The sequence below is a fragment of the Rhodopirellula maiorica SM1 genome (assembly GCF_000346295.1).
GTDB classification, from domain to species: domain Bacteria; phylum Planctomycetota; class Planctomycetia; order Pirellulales; family Pirellulaceae; genus Novipirellula; species Novipirellula maiorica.
Genome location: NZ_ANOG01000315.1, coordinates 1 through 12,193 on the forward strand (window position 1 = coordinate 1; position 12,193 = coordinate 12,193).

Genomic DNA, 12,193 nt, shown 5'->3' on the forward strand with positions numbered 1-12,193 from the left:
CGTATCAGCTTCGAAAATGACGTCGTACATCGTTTGACGCCACGGCGGCGCGTCAGGCCGCTGGGTCATTCGTCGCTGCAACGTTTTCTGCTGTGCCCGTTGATCACGCTTGGAAGTCATGGGGTCAGATGGAGGAGTCGCCATGACCTTGTTTGCATCGGTAGAAGAAAAGAATCAAATTCGCCGGGTTCCTATCGTAGCCTAACTAGGTCAACTTCTCGATTCCAGGAACAGCAAATCCGCGTGGTGCACCTGGACCCTTGATATCCAGATCGCGTGGAACCAGATCCAATTTGGATTCGTTGGCGACAAAGTCCCACGTCACCGCTTGTCCGGTATACGCCGCCATGCGTCCGAGCACTGCGGTCAACGAGCTGGCAGCGGTTTCGGCAAATTCAACGATCGGTTTGCCTTCGCGAATCGAATCGATCAGGTCTTTGTGCTCCTGTTTGTACGCCGCACCGATGTCACCGGACATCTCCCAAGTCGTCTTGCCATCGCGAGTCTTGATCGATGCTCCGCTGTTGCCGCCTAGGATTGTGCAAGTTCCCTTGGTGCCGTAGATCACGTTGCTGTTGTCGGATTTGGTAGCGGGGATTTGCCGGCACATAAACGAAATGACTCGGTTGCCCGGATAGACATAGTCCACCGCGACGTTGTCCCACATTTCGCTGTCGTTCGGCCGAGTGAACCGTCCGCCACCGCCGTATGCCAATTCCGGTGGCCCGCCCATGATCCAATTGATCGTGTCAATGTTATGGACCGCTTGCTCGGCAATTTGGTCACCCGAAAGCCATACAAAGTGCATCCAATTGTAGAGCTGGTACTCGGCGTCACTCATCCCGTCTTTGCGTTGGCGATACCAAATGCCATTGGAACAATAGCGAGCGGTACCGCTGATGATGTCGCCAATTTCGCCTTCATGGATTCGCTTGATCGCTTCGACGTAATTGGTTTGTCGGCGGTACTGGGTTCCGGTCACGATGGCGGTGTTGTTGGCTCGCGCCTTTTTGTCGGCCTCGATGCATTGGCGGTAACCGGCTGGATCGACGCAAGTTGGTTTTTCCGCAAACACATGCTTGCCCGCATCCACTGCGTCCAACACATACGGCGCACGAAATCCGGGCGGGGTTGCAAACAACACGACGTCGACGTCTTTTTTGTCGAGCACGCGTTTGTAGGCGTCCAAGCCGTGGTACATGTCGGTGGGTTTTACGTCTAGCTTGTCGGCGTAACGCGACGCGAGCGATTTGCAAATGTTTTGGCATTTCTGTTCGACCAGATCCGCGACGGCAACCAATTTGACGTTGTCGTTAATCGACAACGAATCGTTGATCGCTCCGCTGCCACGTCCGCCAGCGCCGACGAGGGCCAATCGAATCGGCTCGGGTTTTGATTCTGCAACCTCGCTGCCGCGAAGGACTCGCGTGGTCGCCATGGACGACGCCACGCCGGCGGAAATCACGCTGCCGCGTTGGATGAATTGACGCCGCGAGGGTTGCGGGGTTTCAGCGGACGCGTTTGAGGTGGGGGTGGTCGGTTGGCTCATGCGAGTTTCTGGCCTCGGTGATTGAGTGAAGGTGGGAAAATCAATGGGGTGAAGGTGGGCTCTGGCAATGAGGGCGATCCAACCCCCAAAAAAGGATGGCGACTGGGATCGCGACGACGTTCGCCGCGAGAGACCATGGATTCCGCCTCCCCCCTAGGATACAGCAAACGTCATCGTGGTGTGCGAGGTATTGACGCATTCGATATCATCGTCATGGGCGTTGCAATCGTTTCGATGCGTCAACTTCCCGCCGACCTGCTCAGCGGTTTGTTGGATCATCACGCGGTCCATGAGGTAAACCTCTGTAGAGGGACCATTGTTTCTCGACCGACCCCAGGGAGCCCATCGAGATGAACGTGTTAAAATCCGCCGCTTTGTTGGCGCGAACCGAATTGGCCGCGCCGGTGCGAGCAATCCGCAATCGCATCCTCGCTCGCGAAGGCATCTCGCCGCTGTGTGTCTCGTTCTATCATCGCGTCGCGGATACCCATCCCAATGATTGGACCATCTCGCGAGGAGAATTTTTTGCGACATGTCGATTACTGCCAAGGATCGTTCGATCTGATCGGACTGGACGAACTGCAAAAGCGAGTCGATGAGCACTACTGCGCTCGCCCCACATTGACCTTTACGTTTGACGATGGCTACGCCGAGAACTGTGATTTCGCCCTGCCGCTTTTAGCCGAACGCAAAATTCCCTGCGTTTACTTTGTGGCCATCGGTCATGTTCAGCAGCAAAATCCCTTTCCCCATGATGTCGATGCCGGGGTGCCGCTGCCGCCGAACACATTGCGACAGCTTCGCGATATCTCGGACTCGGGAATTGAGATTGGATTGCACACCCGCAACCACGTCGATTTTTCGAAGGTGTACGATCCTCGTGTCGTGCACCACGAAGTCACCACGGCAAAAGACGAATTGGAGCAGTGGATCGGTCGCCCGGTTCGCTATTTTGCAGTGCCTTATGGGATGCCCTCTCAATTGACATCGATGGTGATCGATGCGGTTTATCGATGCGGCATGCTCGGTTTCTGTAGCGCGTTCGGTGCCTACAACACCGTCGGGCGTGACTCGTTTCACATTCGCCGCTTTCACGGAGATCCCTGCTTCTCGCGAATGAAAAATTGGCTCAGCTTCGATCCGCGGAAATTGCGACGCGAACCCCGAGTGGACTACCGATTGCCAAGGCGTCGGTCATCCGATCACAAACCGACCTCCATCGAATCACGCTCGAATCTTGGCGGTGCTGGCTTGTCCCCCATCTCGATGCCGATGTCCCAGATCCCAGCCGCCAGCTCATTCCCCGCCGCCAGCTAAATCCCCGCCAGCAGCTAAATCCCAGCCGCCAGCGAAACGGAGTGGTCGATTGATGAGCACACGTACCAGCCGCACTCTTAGCGACAACCAGCCCCAGCGAAAACTATGTTCAATCGCATTCAACAGATCTATCGTCCCGTCCCGCCGCGTCACAAAGCAGGACCGCTTCGCTGTTTGTTTGTGATCACCAGCATGCCGGTGGGAGGCGCCGAGACATTGTTGGTCAATCTGATGCGACGGATGGACCCGGAAGTGATGATTCCCGAAGTGGTGTGTTTGAAAGAGGCTGGTCCTCTGGGCGAACAAATCGCCAGCGAATTTAAAATTCATACTCATCTACTGTCGAGCAAATACGACCTGCGCGTTCTGCCTCGCTTGGTTCAATTGATGTACCGTCGCTGGATCGATGTCGTCATCACGGTGGGCGCAGGCGACAAGATGTTTTGGGGACGTATTGCCGCTAAATTGGCGGGGGTGCCCGTGATTGCGTCAGCACTTCATTCCACCGGATGGCCCGATGGCGTTGGCCGTCTGAATCGCAAACTCACCTGCATCACCGATGCTTTTATCGCGGTGGCGGATTCGCACGGCGAATTTTTGACCTCGTTCGAACGGTTTCCTGCAGCGAAAGTAAACGTCATTCGCAACGGAGTGGATTGCGATCGATTCCGGAATTCACCCACCGCACGAGAATCGCTCCGTGAACAGTTGGGAATCCCAATCGATGCACCGGTCGTTGGGTTGGTCGCGGCGCTTCGCAGCGAAAAGAATCACTCGATGTTCTTGAACACCGCCGCGATGATCCGCGATCAAAATTGTGATTCACGGCTTGGCGATACCCATTGGGTGCTTGTCGGCGACGGCCCCGAACGACCGGCAATCGAAAAACTGCGGGACGAATTGAATCTTGGCTCGCGCGTTCACTTGCTGGGAACCCGCCACGATACGCCGGAATTGGTCGCCGGCATGGACGTGTTTGCACTGACGTCGCTCAACGAAGCCTCGCCCGTCTCGATATTGGAATCATTGGCGTGTGGCGTTCCCGTCGTCGCCACCGACGTTGGGTCCATCTCCGAATCGGTGATCGAAGGAGTCACGGGCCACTTGGTGCCATCGGAAGATGTGCCAGCGATGGCTGCGGCGGTCACGCGTTTGTTAAACGATCCTGCAGCCGCGCGACGAATGGGCGAAAACGGACGCGATCGCGTCGTCGCCACCGGATCGCTCGATTCGATGGTGCGAGGTTACCAGTCGCTTGCGACGCGACTGTACGATTCAAAAGTTCGATCGGTCCCTTGTCTGGCACCTCAGGGGGGCAAAGTGTCGACACCGCGTGAAGCATCGAAAAGTATTTCGTGTTAATAATTGCGATTTGACGATGTCCGCCCCCTTTTAAAGCTACCGTTTGATAGATCGGCCAAGAGCAGCATTCACCCTCGTCGACGCGGACAAGATGAAGCGCATTTATGGCCATAGGGTTGCCACGATGGTCCTCACGAACACGCTGGTAGAGTCGACTTGATTCCACCTAAAGTGCCGTGCTTAGCCATTGTTCCTATGTTGCCGTTGCGTGCATAACTGTTACGTCTTATTCCCGCCAAATGAGGGTAGAATCTGGCAAGTTTCCCTTGTCGGAATGAAAATCACCGTTAATCTGACAAAGATTGGTCCGATGGTCACATCAAAGAATCTTACTGCAACCCCCCTCTGAGAAGTGTGTGTCGCGTGCGATTCTTACCCCTCACCGCGGTTGCTATCACAGGTAGAAGTAAATGATCCTACACCTTCAACGAATTTCTCACAAAGCGATCGTATTGGCGGCGATCAGCAGTTGTGTTTTCACGGTTTCAACGCTCGCAAGTCGCTCAGCGCAATCGCAAGATTGGTCGCAGAAAGTTTTCCCAGTCAAGGCGCATGACTTCGGCACGGTTGCTGTGGCGGCCAAGACCGAATTCCGGTTCCCGGTACACAATCCTTATTCTCAGCCGCTGCACATTCAATCGGTGCGAGCGAGTTGCGGATGTACCACCCCGATCATCGAAAACCAATACGTTCAACCTGGCGAAACCGGGGCGATTTTAGCCCGATTCAACACTGGCACGTTCCGTGGCAAGCGAGGAGCAACCTTAACCGTCGTGGTAGATCAACCGTTCTATGCGGAAACGCGACTGGTGGTGGATGGCTACATCCGTAGCGATATGGTGTTTCACCCAGGCGAAATCAGCTTTGGGCGGACAACGCAGGGCGAAACCGCATCGAAGACGACCAAGATTCTGTATGCGGGACGCAGCGATTGGGCGGTGACCGACGTGGTCAGCAACAAATCGTGGTTGTTGCCAACGTTCAAGCAGATCAGCCGTGGCAGCGGACGTGTGGACTATGAAATCACCGTGGCGATCAAAGAAGACGCTCCGCAAGGTTTCTTTCAAGACGAAGTGACGGTGGTCACCAATGATCGCTCGATGCCTCGTGTTCCGCTGCGTGTGAGCGGGCAAGTCGAAAGTCTGCTCAGCATTTCTCCGCAATCGATCGCGTTGGGCAGTGTCAAACCAGGGCAAACGATTTCGAAACGATTGGTAATTCGCAGCCAAGAACCTGTGATGATCGATTCGATCGAGTGTGAAGGATGGGACGTTAAGTTTGAGCGTCCGACCGCTGAAAGCACCACTTTCTTGCTCGACGTCAGCTTCACCCCGACCGAGGCTGCCGGAAGCGATCGAAAGCCTGTCGTGATCTCGACCTCGGGTACCAAATCGGTCCAAGCCAAAGCACTGCTTACTGCCGACGTTCGCTCGGAATAATGAAACCGTATTTCGCACTGTGACCACGATGAAACGCTTCTCGAGCCTTTCGAGAAGCGTTTTTTTATTGGATCCTCGCGGTTCACGCACCATCCGATTGGCACCCTCCGATTCGCAGACTTCGAGTTGGCAGACTTTGCCGATTAGCGAAGTTCATCTGCATGCGGGGGTTGAATGCGTCAGGGGGGTGGCAACCAATTTGCGTGTCTTGATGTCGTCACGACCGGTATTGGTGGTCGCAATCCGTTTTAGATGCACAGTACGACCCACCCAATTGACGATCCCCTTCAACATGGCAAAGTCGTCATTCCAATCAATCGCGGCAAAACAGCTCAACACGGATCGTTAGCAGCTGATTTGACGTTTCATGGGCGGCAACCCGGTTTCCGCTCGTTTGGCGATTCGGTGACGACCTCGCTTCACTGTTTTGGGTAACGGACCACACGCCGATCTTCGGTTCGCACAACGAATCACGAAGGCGATGCTGGTTAGCGAAATAGTCTGACAAATTGAGGTCAACGTTTTTCGTTGTACCAGCAAGTTGATTCGGTGAAAGTTATAAAAAGGAGTTTATAGATGAGAACCAATTTTATGCGGTGCGTTGCGATTGCCCTAGGCATCAGCGTTTGTAACGTCGCATCGGCACAGAACCCAGCCACGATGGGGCAATACCAAGCGCCTTCGAAGTGGAACAATTTCAATATCGTTCCGCCTCAGCAACCGGCCATGCCGCAGCAAGCTCCGATGCCACAGCAAGCTACGATGGCGCAGCAAAGCATGCAGCCGAACGGTTACCTGCATACGGTATCCACGGGCGGCCCCGTGAATGCACCGCAGCAGAATACGACCGAGATTTTGCCGGCACCCAAAGGCGTGCCCGCGACTGCGGCGCCCAGCAAAACAGCGGCTCCTCAGGCACAACCGCAGCAACCTAAGCCGGCACAGCCACAACAGCCACAGCCACATGCAGCTGGGCCGCAGCTAAACTCGCCTGGCTACGCACCTCAACAGCCACAACCCGCTCAGCCAAACGGCTCGGTGCCGTACGCAACCACTGGCGGTCAGCCTGGATTGGCTTGCCCTCCGGGGGCGTCTCAAGGTTACTCGCAACCGGGCGTTCACCAGCCGCCGACTCAGTGGACCACTCCGCAATCGGCTGCGGATATGCCATTGGTTGATGGATCGTCGCCCTACACGGGACCGCAGCCGCATTTTGGTAGTGGTTTCACGACCCAAGGGTTCGCGGGACAAAACTGTAACACCGGTGCGTGTGCCACACCGATAAGCCGTCCCAATCTGGCGCCTTGGTACGGAAGTTTCAATCTGCTGTTCTGGCAAATGGAAACCAACCATGCCCGGCGCTTGATCGCGTTCGACACTGGCTATGACACAATCGTCACGACCGGCATTGTCGATCCCGGTTCCACGTTGGGCTATGACGTGACCTTTGGTCGCTACTTGGATTGTGGCCGATATGGATTGAGTGCCACCTACATGAACTTTGACCCGAGTCAATCGGAAACGATCGTGACTGCGGGATCCTACTACGCACCGATGGCATCTTGGAACAACATCTCGATCGATCCTAATGGTGCGGGTGTCGATACTGTCTATGATCTGTATGACAATGCCGCGGCTTATCGAGTGCGACGCAACGTCCAAGTCCAAGGCATCGAAGTGAATCTGACCAGTTTTGGTTTGATGGGAGCTCAACGGGCCGCAGCGATGTGCAGCCAAGGGGCTTGCGGTGGCGTCGGAGCCAACTTGGGTCTGGGTCTGGTCGACCCCTGCAACGGTTACGGTGGAGCAACCGGTCCTCTGGTACGTGCTTGCAGCGGTCGTGTGCGAGTTCAGACCAGTCACGGTTTCCGCTGGTTCCAATTCAAAGATGACTTTGAATTTGCGGCCAACATTGATGGATCCGGTGGTTACCAAGCAACCGACTTGTATTACAACATCGATGTTGAAAACAACATGTTCGGTTACCAATACGGTTCGATGTTGACCTATTGTCTGAATGAACGATGCAACCTTGGCATCGGTGGCAAATTCGGTATCTACGGGAACCGAGCGGAAATGTCGCAGCGTATCGGTACGGCATCGGGTTACGCCTATGAAACGACAATGCCATCCGATTTCGTCAACACCAACTCGAGTGATACGGTATTGGCCGGGCTTGGTGAAATCGACCTCGGACTCGGTTATCGATTGAACAACGCTTGGACCGTTCGCGGTGGCTATCGCTTGCTCGGTGCTACGGGTGTGGCAACATCGACCGATTCGCTGGACCAAGATTACAGCTCGGTCTCGACCACCGGTGGGGTTTACGCCAACGATTCGCTACTGCTGCACGGTGCCTACGTCGGAATGAATTTCAACTGGTAGTTTCATCGCAGCCTGATTTGAAAACGTCTTTACAAGACAGCTGACCGTGACGCTTGCTCGTTCGGTCGGAACGACTCACCCTGGCGGGGAAACCGGCCAGGGTGTTTTTCGTGTCCGAAGGTCACCGAAATTGCGGCGTTTTATCGCCCCGGATGGATGGTGATTGCGATAAAGATTAGGCTGATACGCGTAGCGTCCTCTTGGAAATCTTCTCCATCAAAGTGATACCGTTTTGAGCGAATTGCCCCCCCCGACGAAACCGGCATCTTTGATCGACCCCTCCTTTTTGTTCCGCTTCGAGATTCGTTTGCTGCAGGACGAGATGAAATGGTCGAGCAAGGGGCTGACGCTTCCCGAGACGTGCCGTTTGCCGTCGTTTGGCGCCTTGGGTGAGCGACCGGTGTTTGCGGATGTACGGATGGCGTGGAACGCGGGCGGGATTGGTTTGACCGTCAATGTCACCGGAAAGCGGCAATTGCCGTGGTGCCGTGATTCGCGATTGGACGACAGCGACGGGTTTCATTTTTGGATCGATACGCGGTGTAGCCCCGGGATCCACCGGGCGACGCAGTATTGCCACCGTTTTCTGTGGATGCCAGCCGGAGGCGGTCCCAAACGCGAACACCCTGTCGCCGCATGGATTCCGATCAACCGTGCTCGGGCGAACCCCAAACCGGTTTCGCCAACGGAGTTAAAGATTGCCGCCTACCCGCGTCACGATGGATATCAGATGTCTGGGTTTGTGCCCGCCAGCGGATTGACGGGGTTTGATCCCGCCAGCCAACCTCGAGTCAGTCTTTATTACGCGGTGGTCGACCGCGAACTTGGCTGGCAAACGCTAACACTCGGCCCCGAGTACCCGGTGCTGGAGGACCCCAGTTTGTGGGGCGAAGCCGTGCTGGCCTAGTTCCTCTCGATCCGCTTCGTAACCTTCCCACCACACTTCCCACCACACTTCCCACCATTCCCCCCTCCTTTTTCGCAGGCGTGTTCCCATGGCCAGCTCATCGATCGAAGCCTTTCCTACTCCGCTGCTGAGTGTCGACTTGCCGACAGTGAGAAATAACTTGCGGTCGATGGCGGACTACACCGCCGAGCACAACCTGCGTTTGCGGCCGCATATCAAGACACACAAATCGCGGTTGTTTTCGCAGCTGCAGCTGGAATACGGAGCGGTCGGATTGACGTCGGCAAAGCCGTCCGAGGCGATTGCGGCCGCCACCGATGCCGAAGATATCCTGCTTGCGTATCCCTGCTTTACTTCGCCGCGGATGCAGCTATTGGAGACTTTGTGCAAGGACCGCCAAATACGCATGGGCATCGACAGTCCGCAAGCGGCGGAGCGAATTTCAAATTATTTGCGTGATCAATCCGGCAGCACGATTGGCCTGCTTGTCGATCTCGATGTCGGTCATCATCGCACCGGAGTTGGCGTGCCAGAGTCGGTGGTCAATTTGGCACGCCAGATCGAGTCGCTGCCGAATGTGCGATTTGACGGCGTGATGTTTTTTCCTGGTCACGTCGTCCCCAATCATGATGGCGTGGGCGAGGGGATGGCAAACGTTCGTGCGGAATTGGTTCGCATATTAGACGCACTGGAAAATGCGGGTCTAAAACCGACGATTGTTTCGGGCGGATCCACACCGACCGCGAAACACACGCATTTGATTCCTGAAATCAGCGAGATTCGGCCCGGCACTTATATCTTTAACGATTTAAACAGTGTGCGTTGGCAATGTGCGACACTTGACGATTGTGCCGCCTTGGTGCATGCCACCGTGATTAGCACTGCGGTCAAAGGTAAAGCGGTCATCGATGCAGGAAGCAAGATGTTGTCGAGTGATCCGTGTGGCGCTGATCCGCAATCCGGTTTCGGGTTGCTGGTCGACCATCCGGGTGCAAAGGTCGCTCGATTGAGCGAAGAGCATGGCGAAATCGAATTGGGCGAAAGCGATTGGAGTCCGCAGATCGGCGACCGTGTTCGTATCTTGCCAAACCACATTTGTCCCTGTGTCAATTTGCAAAACGAACTGATTCTGGTGGACCGCGACCAACCGCCTAGACGGTTAGCGATTGACGCACGCGGGATGGTTCACTGATGCAGCGGTTTGCCACCCGAGTGCAAGCGACCTTTGTTTGGCAACATCGTGGTGGAATGACGCGTTATAGTTGTGGGGGACGGATCGTTACGCTTCCCTTTCTTGTTGCCCCCGAGTTTGCACGGTGTCTGACAATCGCTATTCGCTTCAAGCATTTTTAGAAAAAACCAAAGATCGCGACTTAAACCAAGGTCTCTTTGAGCTCGAGTCCGAGCGGATGCTCGACATCAATCTGAACGGTGAAGTTTGGATTAAGATGGGCGCGATGGTGGCGTACACGGGGCAAGTAAAATTTGAACGCGAAGGCGTCTTGTCACGCGGCGTTGGGAATTTGCTGAAAAAGGCGATGTCGGGCGAGGGAACGTCGTTAACGAAGGTGACGGGGCAAGGTTCGGTTTTTTGCGCCGATGCGGGAAAGAAGATCACGATACTGCAATTGGACAATGAAGCGGTTTCGGTCAACGGCAACGATTTGTTGGCGTTCGAGATGTCGCTGAACTACAACATCCGCATGATGAAGAAGATGACCGCGATGTTGGCAGGCGGCTTGTTCAATATCCGACTCGAAGGCACCGGAATGGTCGCGGTCACGACGCATTATGATCCATTGACGCTGCCGGTTTCACCCTCGCAGCCCGTCATCACCGACCCCAATGCGACCGTGTTGTGGTCGGGCAATATCGAGCCCGAATTGAAGACCGATGTGCAGTGGAAAACACTCCTCGGTCGGGGCTCAGGCGAATCGTTGCAACTGAGGTTTCAAGGCAACGGATTTGTGGTCGTCCAGCCGTATGAGGAAGTTTATTTTCAGAGCGGCAACTAGAGATCGGACGTTGTAGCAGCGGAGCTAGACGCTCCGATTTTCCTTTTGCGTATTCCTCCGTTACCTCTCCACCACCCATTACCTCTCCACCGACGAAATCGGAGGAGAGGTGGCAATCATTTCACACAACCGAACCGTGATCAGTAGGCCGGCTGTTTTTACAGTCCCGAACCGCTTAGACGTTCTCGGCTGCGGGGACTTCGAAGCCGCTGCGGTACTCGCGAGTTAACATCGCGTTGGCTTCGTCGTTGTCGATGAAACGCTCCGCTTCGGGATCAAACTGCAGGTGAGGTCCTAGCGACAGCGGTGTCTTGTCAAGATCGACGCCATTGGCGGTCAAATGCTGGACCGTCCGTTGCAGCGTTTCTTGGTTATCATCCAAACTTTTGATCTTTTCGAGCGCTTTGCTGATCTCGTCTGGGGACGCATGATTCTGCTCGCCCACGTAGTACGAGATATTACCCAGATGGCTAACCGCGGCCGACAAGTGACCGGTTTTTGCATCGGCGTTCAGCGAGGATGCGTCACGTGATTGGCAAGCGTCGATAAAGTTGGCAAAGTGGGCATCGCCGACGCCACCCGCTTTGAATTCCTTGATCAACTTTTTGTTCTTGTCGAACGCGGCGCAATGGCCGTAGGAGGTTTGCGCGACATAGCCTTCGCTGCCGTAGAAAATCACGCCAATCTTGTTGCCCTTGCCTTTGCCAAAGAACGTTTCGATTTCATCGCCCGACGTGGTCGAGCAATCAAGTCCGCGCGTTTCAAAGACGATACATTTGTCGCCGTAATCGTAGATCGAAATCTCGGTGTTTCCGGTGTCTCCCGCATCGACGTAGTCGGGATCTTTGCGTTCGGCTTTATAGCCGAGTCGTCCACCGTAGGTGAGCACCGAATTGGGATGACGATCGACGCCTAGTCCCCAGCGGGCGATGTCGGTTTGATGAGGACCTTGGTTCCCCAAATCGCCGTTACCATAGTGACGTTGCCAGTGCCAATCATAGTGGAATCGTTGACGCGTGACCTTGGGATCGGTGTAGGCCGCAGGTCCACTCCACAAATCGAAGTTCACTTTTTCAGGAACCGGGTAATCGCCCAATGGTCCGATCGATTTGCGTCGCTTGTAGCATAGCCCGCGAGCGAAATTAACTTCTCCGATTCCACCGTCAGCAATGAATTGGACGGCATCTTGGCATGCACTGCTGCTGCGGCACTGGGTTCC

11 protein-coding genes are annotated in these 12,193 nt (G+C 55.2%); 7 read left to right on the forward strand and 4 right to left on the reverse strand.

Features of this window, described 5'->3' with window-relative positions:
* Positions 1-205: 205 nt before the first annotated feature.
* The gene (locus tag RMSM_RS10195; RefSeq protein WP_008695102.1) at positions 206-1,549 is read right to left on the reverse strand and encodes a Gfo/Idh/MocA family protein; all 1,344 of its coding nucleotides are present in this window, start codon (positions 1,547-1,549) and stop codon (positions 206-208) included.
* A 153-nt stretch (positions 1,550-1,702) separates the two neighbouring features.
* Positions 1,703-1,840, reverse strand: a complete 138-nt coding sequence (locus RMSM_RS40855) for a hypothetical protein (protein ID WP_160168274.1) — start codon at positions 1,838-1,840, stop codon at positions 1,703-1,705.
* Positions 1,841-2,044: 204 nt separating this feature from the next.
* On the opposite strand from RMSM_RS40855, the gene RMSM_RS10200 reads away from it, so the two are divergent.
* The 3 genes from RMSM_RS10200 (at position 2,045) to RMSM_RS10210 (ending at position 5,667) form a co-directional block, all read left to right on the forward strand.
* Positions 2,045-2,866 (forward strand): polysaccharide deacetylase family protein, encoded by an 822-nt coding sequence (locus RMSM_RS10200; RefSeq protein WP_008695104.1) that lies wholly within the window; start codon positions 2,045-2,047, stop codon positions 2,864-2,866.
* A 174-nt stretch (positions 2,867-3,040) separates the two neighbouring features.
* Positions 3,041-4,228, forward strand: a complete 1,188-nt coding sequence (locus RMSM_RS10205; RefSeq protein WP_040765248.1) for a glycosyltransferase family 4 protein — start codon at positions 3,041-3,043, stop codon at positions 4,226-4,228.
* A gap of 410 nt (positions 4,229-4,638) precedes the next feature.
* Entirely contained in the window at positions 4,639-5,667 is a 1,029-nt protein-coding gene (locus tag RMSM_RS10210; protein WP_008695106.1) for a DUF1573 domain-containing protein, read from the forward strand.
* Between the two features lie 153 nt (positions 5,668-5,820).
* Here RMSM_RS10210 and RMSM_RS39730 read toward each other — a convergent pair whose 3' ends face one another.
* A complete protein-coding gene (locus RMSM_RS39730) occupies positions 5,821-6,003 on the reverse strand; it encodes a hypothetical protein (RefSeq protein ID WP_144057541.1) in 183 nt (60 codons plus the stop codon).
* A 240-nt stretch (positions 6,004-6,243) separates the two neighbouring features.
* On the opposite strand from RMSM_RS39730, the gene RMSM_RS36675 reads away from it, so the two are divergent.
* The 4 genes from RMSM_RS36675 (at position 6,244) to RMSM_RS10240 (ending at position 10,974) form a co-directional block, all read left to right on the forward strand.
* Positions 6,244-8,052, forward strand: a complete 1,809-nt coding sequence (locus tag RMSM_RS36675; RefSeq protein ID WP_144057542.1) for a BBP7 family outer membrane beta-barrel protein — start codon at positions 6,244-6,246, stop codon at positions 8,050-8,052.
* Between the two features lie 268 nt (positions 8,053-8,320).
* A complete protein-coding gene (locus tag RMSM_RS10230; protein ID WP_236622078.1) occupies positions 8,321-8,959 on the forward strand; it encodes a DOMON domain-containing protein in 639 nt (212 codons plus the stop codon).
* Between the two features lie 88 nt (positions 8,960-9,047).
* The gene (locus RMSM_RS10235; RefSeq protein WP_008695114.1) at positions 9,048-10,151 is read left to right on the forward strand and encodes an alanine racemase; all 1,104 of its coding nucleotides are present in this window, start codon (positions 9,048-9,050) and stop codon (positions 10,149-10,151) included.
* 124 nt (positions 10,152-10,275) lie between these two features.
* Positions 10,276-10,974 (forward strand): AIM24 family protein, encoded by a 699-nt coding sequence (locus RMSM_RS10240; protein WP_008695115.1) that lies wholly within the window; start codon positions 10,276-10,278, stop codon positions 10,972-10,974.
* 175 nt (positions 10,975-11,149) lie between these two features.
* Here RMSM_RS10240 and RMSM_RS10245 read toward each other — a convergent pair.
* Positions 11,150-12,193 (reverse strand): Gfo/Idh/MocA family oxidoreductase (locus RMSM_RS10245; protein WP_040765243.1); only part of this gene is annotated, 1,044 nt, incomplete at its 5' end.

What these genes read in the sequence shown, in the direction of transcription:
- RMSM_RS10195 (WP_008695102.1), bottom strand. Translation starts at nt 1,549, where the DNA reads ATGAGCCAACCGACCACCCCCACCTCAAACGCGTCCGCTGAAACCCCG.
- RMSM_RS40855 (WP_160168274.1), bottom strand. Translation starts at nt 1,840, where the DNA reads ATGGACCGCGTGATGATCCAACAAACCGCTGAGCAGGTCGGCGGGAAG.
- RMSM_RS10200 (WP_008695104.1), top strand. Translation starts at nt 2,045, where the DNA reads ATGATTGGACCATCTCGCGAGGAGAATTTTTTGCGACATGTCGATTAC.
- RMSM_RS10210 (WP_008695106.1), top strand. Translation starts at nt 4,639, where the DNA reads ATGATCCTACACCTTCAACGAATTTCTCACAAAGCGATCGTATTGGCG.
- RMSM_RS36675 (WP_144057542.1), top strand. Translation starts at nt 6,244, where the DNA reads ATGAGAACCAATTTTATGCGGTGCGTTGCGATTGCCCTAGGCATCAGC.
- RMSM_RS10235 (WP_008695114.1), top strand. Translation starts at nt 9,048, where the DNA reads ATGGCCAGCTCATCGATCGAAGCCTTTCCTACTCCGCTGCTGAGTGTC.